The 21057-nt window shown below is 67.4% G+C and carries 17 protein-coding genes; 8 read left to right on the top strand and 9 right to left on the bottom strand.

Annotated features, from left to right (window positions below):
* Positions 1–309: 309 nt before the first annotated feature.
* The 3 genes from ABE546_RS07185 to ABE546_RS07175 form a co-directional block, all read right to left on the bottom strand.
* On the bottom strand, positions 310–1962 hold the full coding sequence (locus ABE546_RS07185) for a phosphoethanolamine--lipid A transferase (protein ID WP_346463045.1): 1653 nt from the start codon (positions 1960–1962) through the stop codon (positions 310–312).
* Positions 1959–2729, bottom strand: a complete 771-nt coding sequence (locus ABE546_RS07180) for a phosphatase PAP2 family protein (RefSeq protein WP_346463044.1) — start codon at positions 2727–2729, stop codon at positions 1959–1961. The genes ABE546_RS07185 and ABE546_RS07180 overlap by 4 nt, the downstream gene beginning before the upstream one ends.
* A gap of 101 nt (positions 2730–2830) precedes the next feature.
* Positions 2831–4540, bottom strand: coding sequence for a glycosyltransferase family 39 protein (locus ABE546_RS07175; RefSeq protein WP_346463043.1), 1710 nt, complete (start codon positions 4538–4540; stop codon positions 2831–2833).
* Between the two features lie 130 nt (positions 4541–4670).
* Between ABE546_RS07175 and ABE546_RS07170 the strand changes: the two genes are divergently transcribed.
* The 4 genes from ABE546_RS07170 (at position 4671) to ABE546_RS07155 (ending at position 9456) form a co-directional block, all read left to right on the top strand.
* Positions 4671–5372: a response regulator transcription factor gene (locus tag ABE546_RS07170; RefSeq protein WP_346463042.1), complete on the top strand. Its 702-nt coding sequence runs from the start codon at positions 4671–4673 to the stop codon at positions 5370–5372.
* Positions 5359–6690, top strand: a complete 1332-nt coding sequence (locus ABE546_RS07165; protein ID WP_346463041.1) for a HAMP domain-containing sensor histidine kinase — start codon at positions 5359–5361, stop codon at positions 6688–6690. The genes ABE546_RS07170 and ABE546_RS07165 overlap by 14 nt, the downstream gene beginning before the upstream one ends.
* A 114-nt stretch (positions 6691–6804) precedes the next feature.
* On the top strand, positions 6805–8055 hold the full coding sequence (locus ABE546_RS07160) for a DUF819 family protein (RefSeq protein WP_346463040.1): 1251 nt from the start codon (positions 6805–6807) through the stop codon (positions 8053–8055).
* A gap of 264 nt (positions 8056–8319) precedes the next feature.
* Entirely contained in the window at positions 8320–9456 is a 1137-nt protein-coding gene (locus ABE546_RS07155; protein WP_346463039.1) for a DUF3103 family protein, read from the top strand.
* Positions 9457–9573: 117 nt separating this feature from the next.
* On the opposite strand, the gene ABE546_RS07150 is transcribed toward ABE546_RS07155, so the two are convergent.
* Both ABE546_RS07150 and ABE546_RS07145 read right to left on the bottom strand, forming a co-directional pair.
* A complete protein-coding gene (locus ABE546_RS07150) occupies positions 9574–9798 on the bottom strand; it encodes a CstA-like transporter-associated (seleno)protein (protein WP_019183464.1) in 225 nt (74 codons plus the stop codon).
* On the bottom strand, positions 9798–11879 hold the full coding sequence (locus ABE546_RS07145; RefSeq protein ID WP_121038787.1) for a carbon starvation CstA family protein: 2082 nt from the start codon (positions 11877–11879) through the stop codon (positions 9798–9800). The genes ABE546_RS07150 and ABE546_RS07145 overlap by 1 nt, the downstream gene beginning before the upstream one ends.
* 227 nt (positions 11880–12106) lie before the next feature.
* Here ABE546_RS07145 and ABE546_RS07140 point away from each other — a divergent pair, with 227 nt between their 5' ends.
* On the top strand, positions 12107–12958 hold the full coding sequence (locus ABE546_RS07140) for a pirin family protein (protein WP_313219085.1): 852 nt from the start codon (positions 12107–12109) through the stop codon (positions 12956–12958).
* 124 nt (positions 12959–13082) lie between these two features.
* Here ABE546_RS07140 and ABE546_RS07135 read toward each other — a convergent pair whose 3' ends face one another.
* The 4 genes from ABE546_RS07135 to ABE546_RS07120 all read right to left on the bottom strand — a co-directional run bounded on the left by ABE546_RS07135 (position 13083) and on the right by ABE546_RS07120 (position 17685).
* Positions 13083–13544: a hypothetical protein gene (locus ABE546_RS07135; protein ID WP_313211349.1), complete on the bottom strand. Its 462-nt coding sequence runs from the start codon at positions 13542–13544 to the stop codon at positions 13083–13085.
* Positions 13545–13775: 231 nt separating this feature from the next.
* Entirely contained in the window at positions 13776–14498 is a 723-nt protein-coding gene (gene aqpZ, locus ABE546_RS07130) for an aquaporin Z (RefSeq protein ID WP_346463038.1), read from the bottom strand.
* Positions 14499–14613: 115 nt separating this feature from the next.
* Positions 14614–15477 (bottom strand): pirin family protein, encoded by an 864-nt coding sequence (locus tag ABE546_RS07125; RefSeq protein ID WP_346463037.1) that lies wholly within the window; start codon positions 15475–15477, stop codon positions 14614–14616.
* Positions 15478–15621: 144 nt separating this feature from the next.
* The gene (locus ABE546_RS07120; protein ID WP_346463036.1) at positions 15622–17685 is read right to left on the bottom strand and encodes a 3-hydroxyacyl-CoA dehydrogenase NAD-binding domain-containing protein; all 2064 of its coding nucleotides are present in this window, start codon (positions 17683–17685) and stop codon (positions 15622–15624) included.
* Between the two features lie 238 nt (positions 17686–17923).
* Between ABE546_RS07120 and rpoE the strand changes: the two genes are divergently transcribed.
* The 3 genes from rpoE to ABE546_RS07105 all read left to right on the top strand — a co-directional run bounded on the left by rpoE (position 17924) and on the right by ABE546_RS07105 (position 21050).
* Positions 17924–18544 carry an RNA polymerase sigma factor RpoE gene (gene rpoE, locus ABE546_RS07115; protein ID WP_313219082.1) on the top strand — a complete coding sequence of 207 codons (621 nt, stop codon included), beginning with the start codon at positions 17924–17926 and terminating at the stop codon, positions 18542–18544.
* Positions 18541–19440, top strand: coding sequence for a sigma-E factor negative regulatory protein (locus tag ABE546_RS07110; RefSeq protein WP_346463035.1), 900 nt, complete (start codon positions 18541–18543; stop codon positions 19438–19440). The genes rpoE and ABE546_RS07110 overlap by 4 nt, the downstream gene beginning before the upstream one ends.
* Positions 19441–19523: 83 nt before the next feature.
* Entirely contained in the window at positions 19524–21050 is a 1527-nt protein-coding gene (locus ABE546_RS07105; RefSeq protein ID WP_346463034.1) for a DegQ family serine endoprotease, read from the top strand.
* Positions 21051–21057 lie beyond the last annotated feature (7 nt).

Here is a 21057-nt window from a genome sequence, read left to right as displayed (position 1 = left end):
ACAACAACGGCTCGAGACCAACCCACAGCCGAAGCCATTGTCTTTGCTCGACTATCCGCCGACGGACAGTGTGGGGGGCGAGGCAGGCCATACCGTGGCGGGACCGTCGGGCGCCATGGATGGCGCACGTCGAGCCCCCATGGGTGAGAGCGCATTGCTTGCGAGGCACTGCCTCGCATGCGTTCGAACGCACAGCCGCCAGCGGCTGGGCCGGGCCGCGGAGCGGGGTTTACGGCGCGTCCCGCCACGGTATGGCCTGCCTCGCCCCAAACGGAAGAGCGAATAGCTGACAGCAGTGGTCGTTCCGCTTCAAACCTCGCACGACGCAAACAGATCCCGGTCACGTTCATACACCGAGGTCTTGACCTGCATCAGCCCCAGCACCGACGGGAACAGATTGTCGTGGTCGGTGTACTTGCCCGCGCGCTCCCGCACGCAGGCCAGGTTGAGCCCGCGGTTGGCCGCGAAGGACGGCGAGAACCACATCGTCATTGGCACGCGGGTCTGTTCCTGCGGGGCGATCGCATACGGCACGCCGTGCAGATACAGGCCCTTTTCGCCCAGCGATTCGCCGTGATCGGAGAGGTAGATCATCGCCGTGTCGTAGTCGTCCATGCCCTTCAGCGTCCCGATCGTCCGCGACAGCAGATGATCGGTGTACAGCAGCGCGTTGTCGTAGCTGTTGGTGATCTGCTCGCGGCTGCACTTGCCCAAGTCCGGCGTGTCGCAGGTCGGGGTGAAGCGGCGGAAGCGCGCCGGATAGCGCTCGAAATAGCTCGGGCCGTGGTTGCCCAGCTGGTGCAGCACCACCACGCGGTCACCCGGTCTGGCGCGCACCTGGGTGGCCAGATCGTCGATCAGGATCTCGTCCATGCAACGCCCGTTGGCGCACAGGGTCGGGTGCTTGGCATCGTCCAGTGCCTGCATTTCCAGACCCTCGCACACGCCCTTGCAGCCGGACTGGTTGTCGCGCCACAACGTGCTGATGCCCGCGTGGTCCAGCACGTGCAGCAGCGATTGGTGCGCGCGGATCTTCGTTTCGTCGTAGTCATGGCGCCCATACGGCGAGAACAGGCAGGGCAGGGACACCTCGGTGCTGGTGCCGCATGAGTGCATGTCGGGGAAGTTGATCACCCCGGCCTGGGCCAGTTCCGGCGTGGTCTGCTTGGCATAGCCGTTGAGGCCCCAGTTCTGTGCGCGTGCGGTCTCGCCCATCACGATCACCAGCAGGCGCGGGCGGCCGCCTGCCGCACGTGGGGTTGCTTTGGCATCCATGCCGATCGGCAGCTTGGGAGCGCGCTGGATGGGATTGTCACCGCGCAGTGCCTTGGGCAGGCCGAGCAGGAAGTTGCCGGGCGTGGCCAGGTAGCGCACTTCGCGTTGGTTGCGCATCAGCGATGACATTTCCTGGAAGGACAGCATCGCCCCGCCGAAGGCGATCAGGGCCGACAGCAGCAGAAACCCGATGCGCCACAGCAGCGCCGCGCCCAGCGTGCGCCGGCGCAGCTGCACGCGCCACAGCAGCAGCATGGGGGCGAAGGCCAACAGCAGCAGCGGCAGGATCAGGGTGGGCGTGATCAGTTCCCGGCTTTCCTTGTGGTCGGTGGCCAGCACATTGCGCAGCATGTCCGCATCCAGATAGATGTGGTAACTGCTCATGTAGTGCGCCGCCAGTGCGGTGCCGATCAGCAGCACGCTGATCACAACCTTGGCATTCCAGCGCCAGACCAGCATCCCCATCAAAAGACTGTGCGCGCCGACCAGAAACAGGAACAGCGAGAGCGCGAAGCCAATGCTGCCCGGGTGGGTCGCCATCGCGCTGTGCCAGAACAGGCCATTGCAGGCCACCGCGAAGAACACGCTGGTGAGCAGGATCAGGGTTTCGGTGGTGCACTGCGGGCGCCAGCCACGCAGGGTGGCCAGTGCCGGGAAACGCGTGGCGCGCGGAAGGGTGGTGCTCATGCCGCTTCTCCCTGCGCGCTGACCGGTGCAGTGCTGCGTTCGCGCAGCCGCAGCCGTTCGATCAGCAGGTACAGGCCCAGCGATACCGCCCAGCAGATGGCCAACGTCCACAGGTCATGCGACAGGAAATGCGCGCCGCGCAGTTGCTGCGAGACCCCGAACACGCCGCCGGCCAGCAGGCCGACCGCCAGGCCGCGCCAGCGCCAGGCGGGGCGCACCATCAAGGCGAAGAAGTACAGGCTGACCCACGCAAAACCCGCGCTGGAGTGCCCGCCGGGGAAGCAGACCCCGCGCGGCATGCCCGGTGGGCGTGTGGCGAACAGGCCGATGAACTCGCGGGTGCCGCCGTAGCGGGTGAGATCCCACGGGCAGTCCATGTTGGTCAATGACTTGAGCAGCGAGACCAGACCGGTGCCCAGCGCGACCGCCAGCACCAGGTACAGCAGCGGCCAGCGCCACGCGACGGCGCGCTCACTGCGCCAGGCGTGGGAGCACAGCACGATCGCCACGAGCGCCGCCACACTGCTGGCCCATTTGCCAGCCTGATGGATCAGGTGAGTGGTGACCCAAGCGTTCTGCAGCGCCCACTGCTGCCCTTCCAGGCGATACCACTGGTCGGCCAGCCACTGGTCGCCCCCGGCGCCCATCAGCGCAGCGCTGGCGAGCAGGGTCAGCGCCATCGGGGCCCATAGGTGGTCGCGAAGGAAGCGCGGCGTGGCCGACGCAGCCGGCGTGGAGGAGAGCGCAACGGTGGACGCTGGGAACATGGACAAAGGGGCCGGGGGTGGATTCCGGCGCCATGGTCGTTAGCGGGTTGTCGGAGAGGGGTCGGAGCGATGTTGGCCGCCGGTTAAGCGCGACCTTCCGTTCAGTCTTCCTCGTCCTGCGCGGTGTCGGTAGCCGTGACGGCGGCATGGCAGTCCGCCTGCCAGGCGGTGCCCGGGAACAGTAGCCAGCGGTTGCGGTTGGCGCTGCCGATCTCGATCACCGCCGAGGGGGACACGCAGGGGCTGATCGCCTCATCAAGCACCAGCAGCCAGCGGCGCCTTGGGGCCTGCGCCAACCACGGGCCGGCGGCCTGCCATTGCTGCTCCCATGGCGTCTTGAAGCCGAAATCGGTCACCGGGCGGTCGGCCTGCAGCAGGTTCTGCTCGCGCCAGGCGACCACGCCCAGCTCGGCCTCCGGCCCGATCCGCGCGCCCACCCGCTGCATCACAGCCGAGGCGGAGCTGTACGGATCCAGCGTGGGCATCAACACCCAGCCGTACAGATTCCACAGCAGGAAAGCGGTTGCCACCACCAGTGCGCCTGCGCGGCGCTGGCGCCACCACAGGGCCAAGGCGAGCAGCACCACGCCAAAGGCGATCAGCCAGCCGCCCAGCACGGGCAGCAGGGCATCGGGCATGGCACGTCGGGCCAGCTGGAGGTGCGCCCACGCGCTGCCGCTCCAGAGCTGTGTGCCGATGTACAGCGCCGCCGCGCCCAGCACGGCGACATACGCCCACAGCAGCCAGCGCAGCCCGGCCCGGCGCAGCAGCCCGGGCAGCAGCGGTGCGGCGGCCAGGCACAGCGCGGGCAGCATCGGGAAGATGTACACCTCGCGCTTGCCCGGGCTGGCGCTGAAGAAAACGAGTACCAGCAGCGCCCAACCCAGCAGCAGCCACCAGCGCCCGTCCAGGCGGGTGAGGCGGCGCCACCACGCGGGGATCAGCGCCGGCAGCAACAGGCTGCCCGGCAGCCACAAGGTGGCCATCACCTGCAGGTAGTACCAGACGGGCTTCACGTGGTGCCAGGCGTTGGCGTAGCGGGTGCCGGTCTGTTTGAACAGCAGTTCGCGCGCATATGCATGCAGTGCCGGATCGGTCGCGTTGAGCAGGGCGATGCCCAGCGGCGCCAACCAGACCGCCGTGCCCAGCAGGAAGGCCGGCAGCAACCACCACAGATCGCGCGCGGTGCCCGGCGGCAACGCCGTGCCACGGGCGCGCCAGCGCCACAGGGCAAACGGCACCAGCACCAGCAGCGGCAGGAAGCCGACGCCCTTGGTCACCGTGCCCAGCCCGGCAGCGAAGCCGGCCAACCACAACGCCGGCCGGTTGCGGCCCTCCAGCAGGTGGCGCAGCAGCCCCCACAGCGACAGGGTGGTCATCGCTACCAGCACCATGTCGATCTGGGCCCGTTTGGCCATCAGGCCGAACTGCAGGCAGCTGAACAACGCGAGCATGGCCCACCAGCCGACGCGCCGGGTCCACAGCCGCCGGCCCAGATCCCAGGTCAGCCACAGCGTGAGCAGCGCAGCCAGCAGCGAAGGCACCAGAAAGGCGAGGGCCCAGCCGCCGAACAGCTGGTGGCTGGCCGCCTGCATCCACATGAAGACCGGCGGTTTTTCCGCATACAGTTCGCTGCCGCGGTGTGGCAGCAGCCACTGGCCGGACTCGACCATGGCACGCGCCGCGAGCACGAAACGCGGCTCATCCGGTGGTGAGGGCTGGCGCAGGCCGATGCCGGCGGCCAGCGCCAGCAGCAGGGCAAGGCAGACCAGCACACGCGGCCAGCGCTGCAGGAAGAAGGATTCGGTCACGCCCAGGCTCACCGGCAAAACAGCCACTGTCTCCCCGACAGCGTAGGAAAAGCGTCGTAACCACCCCATTGCGACCGGATTCCGACACGGTTCCCGCTACCATGCGTTCAACCGGTCAAGAGAGTCTCCCATGCGGCTGCTGGTCATTGAAGACAACCGTCAGCTGGTTGCCAATCTATTCGATTATTTCGAGTCGCGGGGGCATGTGCTCGATGTCGCGCCCGACGGCGTGACCGGCCTGCACCTGGCCGTGTCGCAGCCCTATGACGCGCTGATCCTGGATTGGATGCTGCCGCGCATGGAAGGCCCGGAGGTGCTGCGCCGGCTGCGTGCTGACCACGGCTCGGAAGTGCCGGTGATCATGCTCACCGCGCGCGATGAGCTGCCGGACAAGATCGCTGGGTTTCGTGCGGGTGCCGATGATTACCTGACCAAGCCATTCGCGCTGCCCGAGCTGGAAGTGCGCCTGGAAGCACTGATGGTGCGTGCCAAAGGGCGCAACCCGCGCAAAGTGCTGGAGGTGTCCGACCTCAAGCTGGATCTGGCGACGCTGGAAGCGCAGCGCGACGGCAAGCCGCTGCACCTGTATCCGGCCTGCCGGAAGCTGTTGGAAGTGCTGATGCGGGCCAGCCCCGGCGCAGTCACGCGCCAGCAGCTTGAATTTGCGCTCTGGGGGGATGAGCTGCCCGATGGCGATCTGCTGCGCTCGCATGTCTACGAACTGCGCCGCAGCGTCGATGGCCCGTTCCAGCAGAAGTTGATCCACACCTTGCCGCGGGTCGGCTACCGCCTCGGCGTGTCGGCTGCGGACAGTTCCAATGAAGTGGCATAAGCGCCCACCCAAGCCAGCGCCGATGCACCGGCGCATGGTGTGGTGGCTGCTGGGCTACCTCGCGCTGATCTCGCTGGCGGTATTCAGCGTGGGCAACTACGTGCACGAACACGCCGAGCACTCGGCATGGCGCGCGCTGCTCAACTCCGAACTGGACAGCATCGTCAACCACATCGAACACGAGCCGCACTACCACTGGCAGGATTCGGACACCCTGCGGCTGTTCTACATCAACGGCAGCCCGACGGTGCCGGAAAGCCTGCGCACGCTGCATCCGGGGCTGCACGACGGTGTGGAGGTCAGCGGGCGCGCCAGCGCGGTGATGGTCCGCGAAACCGCGCAGCTGGGGCGGCTGGCGCTGGTGCTGGACATCAATGACTTCCATGAGCTGGAACAGTTCGCCACGCGCTGGGTGCTGCTGGCCGGCGTGCTGATGATCATCGTCACCGTGGTGATGGCGTCCTTCGGCGTCGGTCGCCTGGTACGGCCACTGAGCTCGCTGGCCCGGCGTATCGACGACCTGCGGCCGGGTGTTCCCGGGCAACGGGTGGAGGTGGACCCACGGGCCAGCTCCGAGCTGTACGTGATCGCCAACGCGCTCAACGACTACCTGGCGCGCAACGAACAGTTCGTTGAACGCGAGCGGATCTTCATCAGCACGGCCAGCCATGAGCTGCGCACGCCGATCGCGGTGATCACCGGCGCCTCGGAACTGGCACTCGGCCAGCCGGAGATTCCCGACCGCGCCCGCCAGCAGATGCAGCGGGTGCACCGCACCGCGCAGGGCGTGGAGCAGTTGATCCAGCTGCTGCTGGTGCTGGCGCGCGACCCGGCGCGGCTGGCTGCCCTGGGCGAGCGCATTCCGCTCGATCTGCTGGTACCGGACATCATTGAAGACCATCGTCACCTGATGGGCGACAAGGACCTGCGCATCGAGATCGATGGGCTGGCGCGGGTGGATATCGTCGCGCCACTGGGCGTGGTCCAGGCGGCGATCGGCAATCTGCTGCGCAACGCGATCGAGAACAGCGGCCGCGGCACCATCCACATCCAGGTCTCCGACCAGGCGGTGGTGACGCTGCAGGATCCGGGGCTCGGCATGAGTCCGGAAGAGATCGCGGCGGTGCATGCGCGCATGGCGCGGGGCGACCGCAACGAACAGAGCGGGATCGGCCTGGAGCTGATCGCCCGGCTCTGTGAACATCTGGGCTGGGCCCTGCAGATCGAGCCCTGCGTCCCCCGGGGCACCTGTGTGATCCTCGATCTGGGGGCCTCGCTGCCCGGGCGCAGTGAACATCCATCGCTGCCAGCGTCGTAATCGTCCTGCTCGCTGCGCCGCAAAGTGTGGCGTCGTGAAGACAATGTTAAGCTCCGGAGGCGCCGCTCTATGCGGCGCTTTTTTTTAACCCTTCGATCGACAGAGGATGGCTTGATGCCGACCGAACCCAGTACTGCCCTGATCACCAATGACATCGTCGGCCTCGGCCTGATCGCCGCCACCCTGGCGGTGATCTTCTGGGCCGCCAGTGGCCCGACCCCGATCCTCAAGAAGATTTTCGCGTGGGTACCGGCCCTGCTGCTGTGCTACTTCATCCCGGCCATCTACAACACCGCCGGCCTCATCGACGGCCACAACACCTCGCTCTACAACCCGATCGCCCGCGACGTGCTGCTGCCTGCCGCGCTGGTGCTGCTGACGCTCTCGATCGATCTCAAGGGCATCATGAAGCTGGGGCCGAAGCTGCTGGTGATGTTCTGCGCCGGCACGCTGGGCATCATCCTCGGCGCCATCGTGTCGTTCCAGGCGATGTCCTGGATCCACCCGGCCACCGTGGCCGGTGATACCTGGAAGGGCATGGCGGCCCTGGCCGGCAGCTGGATCGGCGGCGGCGCCAACATGGTGGCGATGCGTGAAGTGTTCGGCACCGATGCGACGACCTTCGGCCAGTTCGCCGTGGTCGATGTGGCCTGCGCGAGCCTGTGGATGGCGGTCCTGCTGTTCCTGGCCAACCGCGCCAAGCAGATCGATGCCCGCAGCGGGGCCGATACCCGCGCCATTGATGAGATGAAGGAGCGCATCTCGGCATACGAAGCACAGAATGCCCGCATTCCGAGCCTGACCGACCTGATGGTGATCGTCGGTGTGGGGCTGGGCGGCGTCGGCCTGGCGCATGCCATCGCCGCGCCGCTGAGCGGCTGGTTCAAAGCCAATGTGAGCTGGGCCAGCCAGTTCAGCCTGGACAGCGCGTTCGTCTGGGTGGTGCTGTTGTCCACGGCGCTCGGCCTGGGCCTGAGCTTCACCCGTGCGCGGCGCCTGGAGTCGGCCGGTGCTTCGCGCCTGGGCACCCTGTTCCTGTACTTCCTGATCGCCTGCATCGGCATGCAGATGGACCTGCTCTCGCTGCTCGACCGGCCATGGCTGTTCGCGCTCGGCGCGATCTGGATGCTGACCCACATCCTGGTGCTGTGGATCGCCGCCAAACTGCTGCGCGCGCCGCTGTTCTTCTTCGCGATCGGCTCGCAGGGCAACATCGGTGCGGCGGCATCGGCACCCGTGGTCGCCGCCGCGTTCCATCCGTCGCTGGCGCCGGTCGGCGTGCTGCTGGGCACCGTGGGCTATGCCACCGGGACCGGCCTGGCGTATGTGACCGGCCTGATCCTGAAATGGATGGCGGGCGCGTAAGCGCGCGCCACGTTGTCGACTCCCGGGGCGGCCTTGATGGCCGCCTCTTTTTTGGCGGCGATCACCCGCTGAACGGCATGGGTCTGGGACCCCGGTCACGCGCCGGTGTCAGAAATGGCTGCATGCGACACGAACTGTGAAAGGCGTAGGGGATCGCCCTGGCACCGCCGCGTAAGGTCCGGCGCCATGCACTGTGCTGTGCGCCGAGCGCGCAGGGCATGGAACCCATCTGTCGATGGCAGTCGGCGCCTACCAGGAAATACGATGAAGACGAAGGGAACCTGGATGTCGGTGGTCACCACCGGCGTGCTGATGATTGCTTCTGTGCTGCCCGTACAGGCCGCACCGGGCGACGCTGGCAACGTGCACGCGGTGATGGATGCGAGTGCACGCGATGTGGCGGCGTGGCTCGGGCAGCCGGCACTGGGCGGCGCCCTGGTCGATGCGCTGGCGGCACATCCCGAACGCGGGCTGCCGTTGACCGCGGTCCTGGCCGAGAGCGATCCGGGTGGGAACCGCCTGGCGTCGCGGATGCTGTCCGAACGCGATGATCTGGTCCGCCAGTACAAGGGCCTGCCGGCCGCAGATCGTGGGTTGCTGCAGGTCCGCAGCTTCGTCCCGGCAGGGCAGACCCTGGCGTCGGTGGCGCCTGCCGATCTCTGGGTAGCGGTGCTGCCCAAGGGAGACGACCGCACATGGACCTCCCTGGTGGCCTACGACCGGCACGGGCGTCAGCATCTGCTGGATGCGCAGGTGGCCCCGACCTTCCCGGTGCTGATCGTGGATATCGATACCGGGCAGGCGGTCCAGGAAGGCATGGCCCTGATCAATGCCGGATTGCAGGCGAGGGGATTGCAGTCGGCCGATCGCCTCACGGTGGCCGCCGATGGAGCGACCTCCCTGGATGTCACCCGGCTTGACCGTATCCGCCTGGCCAATGACGGCGAACCGTGGGCGCTGGGCGGCGCGGAAGTGTTCGCCGTGGTGTCCGGCCTGCAGACAGGCAAGGCAGAGCCGGAGATGGCCACGGTGTCACTGCCGTACCTGGACCATGACAAGACCGATTACACCCCGGGCCAACCGTTGGTGATCTGGGGCAACTACCGGTTCGACACCGCCAACGTGCAACTGTTCGAAGACGATGGCGACACCAATTACAAAGACCTGCTGATCGCTCTCACCGAAGGTGTGAAGCTGGGGCTGGTTGCCTTCGCCCCGGAGTATGCGGTGATTGCCGAGATCGGCGGCGCGATCCTCAAGGCCATGCCGAGCGGCTGGTTCACCAACGATACCGACTACCTGGACAGCTTCTATCTGCTCCAGCGCGGTCAGACCTATACCGGGCGGATGGGCGCGGCGAACAATGCACAGGTAACGTTGAGCCCGCTCACGCTCCAGTAGCGCCGGCCGCGCTGGCCGGATCCCGATGGGGCCTGTCGCAGGCAGTGGCAAACGCGACCCGACAAAAAACGGCGGCGCTTTCGCGCCGCCGTTTTCGTGTGCATCCGCTGCCGGAGGTCAGCAGCAACGTCCCCCGTTCTTGCCGCTGTAACGCGCCTCCTGGCGCTCGCGGAAGAATGTCTTGTAGTCCATCGGCACGCGGTCCGGATGCTTCTCCAGCACATGCCGGACGTAGTTGTCGTAATCAGGAATGCCGCAGCACAGCCGTGCGGTCTGCACCAGGCGCCGCCAGATGCGGCGGTGGGCCTGGTATTGACCGGCGGGGACGAGTTCAGTGCTCATCACAGGTCCGCCATCTGGTGCGGCTCAAGCGCCACGTACGGGGTTTCCTTGTCGGTCCGTTGCGGAGTGCGGCGGGCCATGAAGATGGTCTTGATCGCGTAGAACAGGATCGAGAACACCACGAACAGGAACAGCACGGTCAGGCCGGTGTTGACGTAGGCGTTGACCACGATCTGATGCATCTGGCCGACGGTCTTGGCCGGGGCGGTCAGCGTGCCGCTGGCGATCGCATCCTGGTACTTGTGCGCCTGGGCCAGGAAGCCCTGTGCCGGGTTGCTGTCGAAGATCTTGATCAGGCCGGCATACGTGGTGCAGATCAGCAGCCACACGGCCGGCACGCCGGTCACCCAGGCGAAGCGGTCACGCTTCATCTTGAACAGCACCACGGTGCCGAGCATCAGCGCGATACCGGCCAGCATCTGGTTGGAGATGCCGAACAGCGGCCACAGGGTCTGGATGCCACCGAAGGGATCCACCACACCCGTGTAGAGCAGGTAGCCCCACAGCGCCACGCAACCGGCAGTGGCGATGATGTTGGCGGTCCACGATTCGGTCTTCTTCAGGGCGGGGATGAAGTTGCCCAGCAGGTCCTGCAGCATGAAGCGACCGGCACGGGTACCGGCATCGACCGCGGTGAGGATGAACAGCGCTTCGAACAGGATCGCGAAGTGGTACCAGAACGCCATCATCGCGTTGCTGCCGCTCGGGATCGCCTCGTGCAGGATCTGCGCGATACCCACCGCCAGCGTCGGTGCGCCACCGGCGCGGTGCAGGATGGTCGGCTCGCCGATCGCCGCGGCCGTGGCCTCCAGCTGCTCGGGGGTGATGATGAAGCCCCACGTATTGCTGATGTAGGCCGCAGCGGAGACCGCATCCGGACCGATCACGGCCGCCGGTGCGTTCATGGCGAAGTAGATGCCCGGGTCGATGATCGAGGCGGCCACCAGCGCCATCACCGCGACGAACGATTCCATCAGCATGCCGCCGTAGCCGATGTAGCGCATGTGGCGCTCATTGGCGAGCAGCTTGGGCGTGGTGCCCGAGGCGATCAGGGCATGGAAGCCGGAGACCGCGCCGCAGGCGATGGTGATGAACAGGAACGGGAACATCCCGCCTTTCCAGACCGGGCCGTCGCCGCTGGCGGCGAACTGGGTCAGGGCCGGCATCTTCAGTTCCGGCATGACGATCAGGATGCCGATCGCCAGCGCCACGATGGTGCCGATCTTGAGGAAGGTGGACAGGTAATCGCGCGGGGCCAGCAGCAGCCACACCGGCAGCACCGAGGCGACGAAGCCGTAGCCGATCAGCATCCAGGTGATCTGGATCCCGGTGAAGGTGAAGGCCGGTCCCCAGACCGGATCGGCGGCGACCTTGCCACCGAACCAGATCGCGGCCAGCAGCAGGATCAGGCCGACCACGGAGATCTCGCCGATCTTGCCCGGGCGGATGTAGCGCATGTACACGCCCATCAGGATGGCGATCGGCATGGTCGCGATGACCGTGAACATGCCCCAGGGGCTTTCGGCCAGCGCCTTGACCACCACCATCGCCAGCACCGCCAGGATGATGATCATGATCAGGAAGGCGCCGAACAAGGCGATGGTGCCGGGTACCGGCCCCATTTCCTCACGCACCAGGTCACCCAGCGAGCGGCCGTTGCGGCGGCTGGAGAGGAACAGGATCATGAAATCCTGCACCGCGCCGGCCACGACCACACCCACCACCAGCCAGAGCAGGCCGGGCAGGTAGCCCATCTGCGCGGCCAGCACCGGGCCGACCAGCGGCCCTGCACCGGCGATGGCGGCGAAATGATGGCCGAACAGCACGTGTTTGTTGGTCGGGACGTAATCCAGGCCATCGTTGTTGATCACCGCGGGCGTGGCCCGGGTCGGATCGAGCTGCATCACCTTGTCGGCGATGAACAGGCTGTAGAAGCGATACGCGATGAGATAGATGGAGACCGCAGCGACGACGATCCACAGCGCATTGATGGGCTCACCGCGGCGCAGCGCGACGGTGCCTAGACAGAATGCGCCAAGCAGTGCGATGACTGCCCAACCCAGTTTTGAAAAACCTTTCATGAGATTGCGTCTCCCTGGAGATCGTCGTAAGAGTCCGCCTTGGCACTGACGGGGTCAATGCAATGGCGGGGGCTTGCTGCTAGTACTTTGGTCGTAGGGTGGGTGTGGCGCGTGTCTGTGCACGTCGCCGGAACATCACGCTTGGAACAATCGGTTGCGGGCATGACGGTTGGCCGGCGGGGCCGGCGAGGCCATCTTGTTGATCGATCACCGACCCTGGAGTCACCATGAGCAGCCCAACCCCGGTGCGCGTGCTGCGCACCATCCGTGGCATGGCCACCTCCGATGGCGCCGGCGTGCGCCTGACGCGGGTGATCGGGGGGCCGTCGCTGCCCGACCTGGACCCGTTCCTGCTGCTGGATGAATTCGGCACGGACCGCGCCGAGGACTACATCGCCGGCTTCCCCAGCCATCCGCACCGTGGGTTCGAAACCGTCACCTACATGCTCGATGGCCGCATGCGGCACAAGGACAACCACGGCAACGAGGGCCTGCTCACGCCGGGCAGCGTGCAGTGGATGACGGCAGGCCGCGGCTTGATCCACTCGGAAATGCCCGAACAGGAATCCGGACAGATGCGTGGGTTCCAGCTGTGGGTGAACCTGCCGGCGCGCGACAAGATGACCGATCCGAAGTACCAGGAGTTCGCGCCGGACCACATCCCGGTGACCGCGCCGGCCGACGGTGTGCAGGTCAAGGTCATCGCCGGCCAGGTGGGTGACACCGTGGGGCCGATCGTGCAGCCGGCCACCGATCCGGTGTACCTGGACATCACCCTGGATGCGCGCGCGGGCTGGAGCTACACGCTGCCGGATGGCCACAACGCCTTCGCGTACGTGTTCGAAGGGGGCCTGGAGGTCGGCGAGGGTGACGACGCGCGCCCGGTGGCCAAGCAGGAAATGGCGGTGTTGGGCGGCGGTGAGCAGCTGAGCCTGCGTGCCGGTGAAACCGGTGCGCGCCTGATCCTGGTGGCCGGCCGCCCGCTGCGCGAGCCGGTCATGCGGCATGGGCCGTTCGTGATGAACACCAAGCAGGAGCTGATGCAGGCCTTCGTGGATTTCCAGGAAGGCCGCTTCTGAGGCACGTGGGCACCGGTCGCTGGCCGGCCGGCGCATGACACCTGACGGTGTGGGAGGCGCCGGCCGGCGGCTGGCGCTACCGTGGATGACGGGATGAGTGCGGTGCACTGTCCCGACCTCGTCCTCAGCGCCCGGCGGCGACAGCCGAGGGCGTCAGGTTCATCCCCTGCGCCAGCGTTTGCAGCGAACCCAGTTCGCTCTTGTCGCCGGCGTAAAGCGCAATCTGCGCAAAACGGTTCTTGTCGAATTTCACCACAGTGATCCGGCGGGTGTCATAGCCCGGCGGTTTCTGTCCCCCCAGGTCGGGCTGGTACCAGTACAGGGTTTCACCCGCGAAGCTGCCTTTTTCCTGGCGCAGCGCGCGGTTCAACGGCAGCTCGGGATTGCGCGCGCTCAAGGTCAGGCTGAGCACTTCGCGGCCATCGGCGGCGGTGGCCTTGCACAGGATGAAGTCGCGCTGGACGAGCGACTGCCATTGCAGGCCGCTGCTGGCGGGCAGGGACGGACATTCGCTGGTCGTTTGCGCCGCAACGGCGCCGGCAGTGACCAGCAGACACACACATACGACAGCGCGCAGGACGTTCATGGTTCCCCCAAGGTCGATGATCGCGTCCGTCGCTGACAGGCAGTCCGGTGGCCGTCGACAACCCAGGCCGTGGTGGCGCATTCCCCGCGCGCGTACCGGATCACTCGCTGCCGTCAGTGTCGGACGAGTGATCGGGACCTTAACGGAATGTGACTCAGTGTACAAATAACGGTTTCAGGTGAACCTTTCTGCACCGACGCCGGGCGGTCCGGGACCGCCCGGCCACGCCGGTCAACGGGGCGCGGCGCCCATCCACTTGTAGACGATGCCGCCGATCAGGCCGCCCAGCAGCGGTGCCAGCCAGAACAGCCACAGCTGGCTGAGCGCGCCGCTGCCGGCGAACAGCGCCACGGCGGTGGAGCGCGCCGGATTGACCGAGGTATTGGTGACCGGAATGCTGATCAGGTGGATCAATGTCAGCGCCAGGCCGATCGCGATCGGGGCGAAGCCGGCCGGCGCGTTGCCGTGGGTCGCGCCCATGATCACGATCAGGAAGAACGCGGTGAGGACCACCTCGCAGAGGAAGGCGGCGGCGACGCTGTAGCCGCCCGGCGACAGCGCGCCATAGCCGTTGCTGGCGAATGCACCGGCCTGGCTGCCATCAATCTGGAAACCGGGCGCGCCGGAGGCGATCTGCAGCAGGATGAAGCCGGCCAGTGCACCGCCCAGCACCTGCGCCAGGATGTAGGGAAACAGGTCGCGCGCGGGGAAGCGGCCGCCAGCCCACAGGCCAACACTGACCGCTGGATTGAAGTGCGCGCCGGAGACGTGTCCGAATGCATAGGCGCCGGTCAGCACGGTCAGGCCGAAGGCCAGCGCCACGCCCAGAAAGCCGATCCCCAGCGGATTGCCATCGCCACCGAAGTTGGCGGCCAGTACCGCGCTGCCACACCCGCCCAACACCAGCCAGAACGTGCCCAGGAACTCGGCGGCCAGACGTTTGCCCATGCTCATCGACGTGCTCCAACGTTATGCCCGGGGTGGGCAGGCGCAACGTAGCTGAATCGGGGTTCATCGGGGTGACGGCGGCGTCAACGGCCGACGAACGGTTGGCCGCCGGCGTGTCGGCTCAGTACGAAGGCAGCGGAATGAACTCTTTATCGTCGCCCGGAATCGTGCCGAAGCGGCCGGATTCCCAGTCGTGCTTGGCCTGCTCGATCCGTTCGGTGGAGCTGGAGACGAAGTTCCACCAGAGGTGACGCGGCCCGTCGAGCGGTTCGCCGCCCATCAGCATCGCCTTGATCGGGGTCTTGGCGCGCAGGCGGCCGCGGGCACCGGGTTCGGGAATGATCAGGTGCTGGGCAGGGACGTCCACACCGTCAAGCTGGGCCTGGCCTTCCAGGATGTAGAGCGAGCGCTCGGCGTGGCCGGTATCCAGGTCGATTTCCGCATCGGCGTCCAGATCGATGGCGACGTTGAGGGTATCGGCGAAGACCTTGACCGGGGATTCTTCGCCGTACGCGCGGCCGGCGATGACGCGCAGCCAGGCGCCGTTGCGGCGCTGCTGGGGCAGGGTCGCGGCAGCATGGTGATAGAACGCGGGATCGGTCTCTTCGGCACTCTTCGGCAGCGCCAGCCAGGTCTGCATGCCGTGCAGCGGGTGGTCGTGCTCGCGTTCGACGGCAGGCGTGCGTTCGGAGTGGGCGATGCCGCGGCCGGCGGTCATCCAGTTGAGGTCGCCGGGGCGGATGACCTGGTCCGAGCCAAGGGTATCGCGGTGGCCGATGGCGCCGGACCACAGGAAGGTGACGGTGGCCAGGCCGATATGCGGATGCGGGCGCACGTCGATCCCGGTGCCGGGGGAGAGCACGGCCGGGCCCATCTGGTCGACGAACACGAACGGCCCGACGCTGCGCGCCTGCAGGGTCGGCACGGCGCGGCGGACCTGCAGGCCACCGATATCATGGATGCGGGGGGCGATGATGGTCGTCATGCGGCGGTCTCGCTGGCGGGGACAGAGCGGGAGCATCGCATGCGGGGTGTGGGGGTGGGAGGCCTGTATCGGTAACAGGTTGTTCTGGTTGTACGCCGGCGGCGGAAACAACAACGCCAGCGTGCGCTGGCGTTGTTGCGATGCTCAGATGACCGGTTCGCGCAGCGCCGGCGAATCCCAGCCCGGGCGCGGGGCGAAACGGTCGCCGTAGCGCTGCTGCAGGACCTTGAGACGTTCGACCAGGGCATCGGCGCCGGTGGCGCGGATGTACTGGATCGGGCCGCCGCGGAACGGGGCGAAGCCGGTGCCGAAGATCACGCCGGCGTCGAGCAGGTCGGCGTCGGCGACGACGCCGTCATGCAGGCAGGCCACCGCCTCGTTGAGCAGTGGCAGGATCAGGCGGTCTTCCAGATCGGCCGGGACCTCGTAATTGGCGGGGACGTCCGGCTTCTGCGCGCGTCCGTTCTCCCACTTGTACAGGCCCTGGCCGTCCTTCTTGCCACGCTTGCCCTGTTCCACGGTCGCCAGGGCCGCCGGCACCTGCAGGCCGAGGAAGGGCGCCAGTTCCTTGCCTACGCCGGCGGCCACATCCAGGCCAACGGTGTCGAGCAGTTCGATCGGGCCCATCGGCATGCCGAACTTCACCGCGGCCTTGTCCAGCACCGGGCCAGGCACGCCTTCGGCATACGCGGTGGCAGCTTCAAGCATGTACGGGAACAGCACGCGGTTGACCAGGAAGCCGGGCGTGCCGGCGACCGGCACCGGGAACTTGCCCAGCGCCTTGCAGAACGAGGCCAGGCGACGCTCGGTCTCCGGCGCCATGCCGTCGTGATGGATGATTTCCACCAGCGGCATCTGCGCGACCGGATTGAAGTAATGCAGGCCGGCAAACTGCGCCGGACGCTGGATGTGGTCGCGCAGTTCGTCCAGCGGGATCGAGGAAGTGTTGGTGGTCAGCAGCGCATCGGCCTTCATCTTCGGCTCCAGCGACTGGTACAGCGCGCGCTTGGCGTCCGGGTTTTCGATGATGGCTTCGATCACCAGATCGGCCTGGGCCACGCCCTCGCCCGCGAGATCGGCTTTCAGGCGCGCGGCCACGGCCGGGCGCTTGCTGTCGTCTTTCACCCGCTTGGCAAACAGCGCCTGCGCGCGTTCCATGGCCGGGTCGATGAAGCGCTGCTCGCGATCCTGCAGGGTCACGTTGAAGCCTTTGTAAGCCGACCATGCCGCGATGTCGCCGCCCATCACGCCGGCGCCGACCACGTGGACGTGCTGGATGCCGTGGTCCTTGCCGCCCAGCGCCTTCAGGCGTTCGGTCAGGAAGAAGATGCGGATCAGGTTGCGTGCGGTCGGGGTGCCGGCCAGCTTCACCACCGCGCGGCGTTCGGCATCCAGACGGGTCTGGATCGGGCTGCCGCCGGTGCGTGCCCATGTGTTGATCAGCGCGTAGGGGGCCGGGTAGTGCTCCTTGCGCGCCTTGCGGGCGACCTGCTTGGCCATCTGCGGGGCGAGCAGCTTGCGTGCCAGCCAGGTGTTGGTGATCCACGCGGTCGCGCGCTGCTTGAATGGGCGGGTAGTGCCCTTCAGCGCGAGCGACACCGCGGTATCGAGCAGCACGGCCGGTGCGACCACCTTGTCGACCAGGCCGATGTTGCGCGCGGCCGAGGCCGACAGGTTGCGGCCGGTCAGCATCATGTCCATCGCCGCCGGGGCGCCCACCAGCTGCGGCAGGCGCGAGCTGCCGCCCCAGCCCGGGAAGATGCCCAACTGGGTTTCCGGCAGGCCGATGCGGGTGGAGGCATCGTTGGAGGCGACGCGGTAACGGCAGGCCAGGGCCAGCTCGGTGCCGCCGCCCAGGCAATGACCATGGATCGCCGCGACGGTCGGGCAGGGCAGTTCGGCCAGCTTCTGGTAGGTGCTCTGGCCACGGCGGATTGCGTCATTGACGGTGCCGCGGCGGTCGAATTCCTGGAATTCCTTCAGGTCCGCTCCGGCGATGAAGCCGGCCGCCTTGATCGACTGGATCACCACCGCCTTGGGCGGGTCCATCGCGATCCGCTCGATCAGGTCGCCCAGTTCGAGCAGCACGTCCTGCGACATGGCATTGACGCTGCTGTCGTGGCGGTCGAGGCTGAGCACGACGACGCCATCGTCACGGATCTGCGGGTGCCAATGCGAGAAGCGGAGCCCATCGAAGCCTGAGAGCATGGGAACGTTCCATCCGGTTGTGTATGGAGAAGGGGGCTATGATCCAGAGGTTGTTTCCTCCCCGTCAAATCCCTATAGCTGGGGGAGAGATACCGTCGATTCATTGCCTGGATCGGAAACCTTAACGGAACGGTGGTTAAAAGCTGGTGCGGCGCTGTGTGATCGAGCGCTGAACTTTTCCCGGGATTGGCAGTCTCATTGCCCGACGTCGGTTGGGCTGACAGGAGTGCGGCCCCCCATGGCCGAGGTTGAAACACCACAGGAGCTGGACCTGGAGCTGGTCCGACGTGTGCAGCGTGGCGAGAGCGCGGCGTTCGATGTCCTGGTACGCAAGTATCAGCATCGGGTCATCGCGTTGATCGGGCGCTACATCGCGGACTGGAGTGAATGTCAGGACGTGGCCCAGGACACTTTCGTCCGCGCGTATCGCGCGATCGGCAGTTTCCGCGGCGACGCCCAGTTCTATACCTGGTTGCACAGGATCGCCGTGAACACTGCCAAGAACCATCTCGCCGCCCACAACCGCCGCCCGCCCACCGATGACATCGAGATCGGGGACGCCGAGCAGTACGACAGCGGCACCCGCCTGCGCGACACCGACACGCCTGAACGCGAGTTGATGCGCCAGGAACTGGAACAGACGGTGATGAAGGCGGTCTCCGCGCTGCCTGAAGAACTGCGATCGGCCATCACCATGCGCGAGGTGGACGGCCTGAGCTACGACGAAATCGCGCAGAAGATGGGGTGCCCGATCGGCACCGTGCGGTCGCGGATCTTCCGTGCCCGTGAGGCGATCGACACTGAACTTCGGCCGCTGCTCGATGTGGGCAGCGCCACCCGCGAGAAGAGCCGCGCATGAGCCACGATATGTCCAATGATGCTTCCCGGGGCGCGTCCCCCGATAAATTCGACGCCCATTACCGGCAGCAGCTGTCGTCGTTGATCGATGGCGAGCTGTCCGCCGATGAAGCCCGTTTCATGCTGCGCCGGCTGGAACACGATGAGGCGTTGTCGAGCTGCAATGAACGCTGGCAGATGCTGGGCGATGTGCTGCGCGGGCAGGCCTGCGCGCCGGCGCCGGTCGATTTCGCCGAGCGTGTGCGCGTTTCCGTGGCGGCCGAGCCGGAACCGGCGATGCAGGCGCGTGTCGAGCGCAGCCAGGACCGTCAGGAACGGCGTGTCGGTTGGCGACGCTGGGGCGGGGGGGCGGCGTTGGCCGCCTCCGTCGCGGCCGTGGCGATGTTCATGACCCGCGAGCAGCTGCCGGCCCCGGCCCCGCTGGACGCGCCGACCACCATCATCGCCAGCCAGGCCGAGCTTCCTGCCGCGCCGGTGACCGAAGCCTCTGCCGCCGAACAGGCGCTCGCCGTGGCGGCGGTGCCCGCTGCCGCGGTGGCTGCCGCCAGCCGCCGCCAGGAGGTGGCGACGGCACGCCGCGCCAGCGCCAGCGCCACGCGTACCCAGCAGGCTGCGCGCAGCGCCGCCGAGCGCAGTGCCGAGCCGCAGCGGGCGGTCGCCAGCCAGGCGCCGTTGGCCCCGGCCATGCCGGCGGCCGCCGCGCGGCAGTTCCCGTTCGGCGAGGTCGGCACTCTGCAGGCCAAGCCTTGGCCGCGCTCCAGTCTGGCCCCGGCCGCAGGTGGCGCGCTCAATGCGAGCTTCTCCACACAGGCGCCGCAGGCCGCGTTCTATCCGTTCGAGCCGCGCCTGCAGGAGTCGGCCGAATCGGCCGAACCCGCGCGCCGGCACCGCGACTGAGCATCGTCGCGCTGACGCTCCGCTCCGGCCTGTGCGCCGGAGCGTTCCCCCCCTTTGTTCCCTGACCCGGAGGTTCGTGTCTGATGACCGCCCGTATCCGTACCCATGCCCTGGCGCTGATCGCCATGACGCTCCCACTGGTGGCCTGCGCGCAGTCGCCGTCGCCGGCCACCGCTGCCGCGCCGGCGTCCGCTGCTGCACCCCGCGCGCCGGCGCCGCAGCTGGTCAGTGGCCTGCCGGACTTCACCCATCTGGTCGAACAGGTCGGGCCGGGCGTGGTCAATGTCGAGACCACCATCGTGCGCAGTAACCGCCAGGCACGCATGGCCGGGCCGTCCGATCAGGACATGCCGGAATTCTTCCGTCGCTTCTTCGGCCCGGACTTCCAGATGCCGGGGCAGGGCGCGGACGGTCCCGATGACGGCACCCCGAGCATCCGCGGCCGCGGCATGGGGTCGGGCTTCATCATCTCCGCCGACGGCTACGTGCTGACCAATCACCATGTGGTCGCTGATGCCAGCGAAGTGAAGGTCAAGCTTGGCGATCGCCGTGAGTTCACCGCCAAGGTGGTCGGCAGTGACCAGCAGTACGACGTGGCACTGCTCAAGATCGACGGAAAGAATCTGCCGACCGTGCGCGTGGGCGACTCCAACACCCTCAAGCCTGGGCAATGGGTGGTCGCGATCGGTTCGCCGTTCGGGCTGGACCACTCCGTCACCGCTGGCGTAGTCAGCGCGGTCGGCCGCAGCACCGGCGGCCCGGACCAGCGCTATGTGCCCTTCATCCAGACCGACGTGGCGATCAACCAGGGCAACTCCGGTGGCCCGCTGCTCAATACCCGTGGTGAAGTGGTCGGCATCAACTCGCAGATCTTCTCCGCTTCTGGCGGCTACATGGGGATCAGCTTCGCGATCCCGATCGACCTGGCGATGGGTGCGGTGGAGCAGATCAAGAAGACCGGCCGGGTCAGCCGCGGCCAGCTCGGCGCGGCGGTCGGCCCGATCGATGGCCTCAAGGCCCAGGGGCTGGGCCTGCCGGACAGCCGCGGCGCGCTGGTCAACGAGGTGGTCGCGGGCAGCGCAGCGCTCAAGGCCGGTATCGAGCCGGGAGACGTGATCCGCTCGGTCAATGGCAGCCCGATCAACACCTTCAGCGATCTGCCGCCGGCCATCGGCGCGCTGCCGCCGGGCAGCAAGGTGCGCCTGAGCGTGCTGCGCGATGGCAAGGAGCGGGAGATCACCGCCACCCTGACCGAGCTGGCCGAAGACGCCGAGCGTGGCGCCGCCCGTCCTGCCGCGGACGCGGCCAAGCCCGAGGCCGGCGCCAATGCCCTGCTGGGGCTGGAGGTGGCCGACTTGACCGCCCCGCAGCGCCAGCAGCTGGGCCTGTCGGCGGGCGAGGGCGTGCGCATCACCCGGGTCAACGGCCAGTCCGCGCGTGACGCCGGCCTGTCGCCGGGCCTGGTGGTGCTGCAGGTCGGCCGGACCCCGGTCGGCAGCGTGGCCGCGCTGAACAAGGCGTTGGGCGGCTACGCCAAGGGCGATGTGGTCATGCTGCTGATCCGCGCCAACGGCAACAGCGCCTTCGTGGCGGTCAAGGCCGGGCAGTAAGCCCCGC

Source organism: Stenotrophomonas sp. TWI377, from assembly GCF_039674525.1.
Taxonomy (GTDB): Bacteria; Pseudomonadota; Gammaproteobacteria; order Xanthomonadales; family Xanthomonadaceae; genus Stenotrophomonas.
This window is presented reverse-complemented; position numbering and strand designations above follow the sequence as displayed.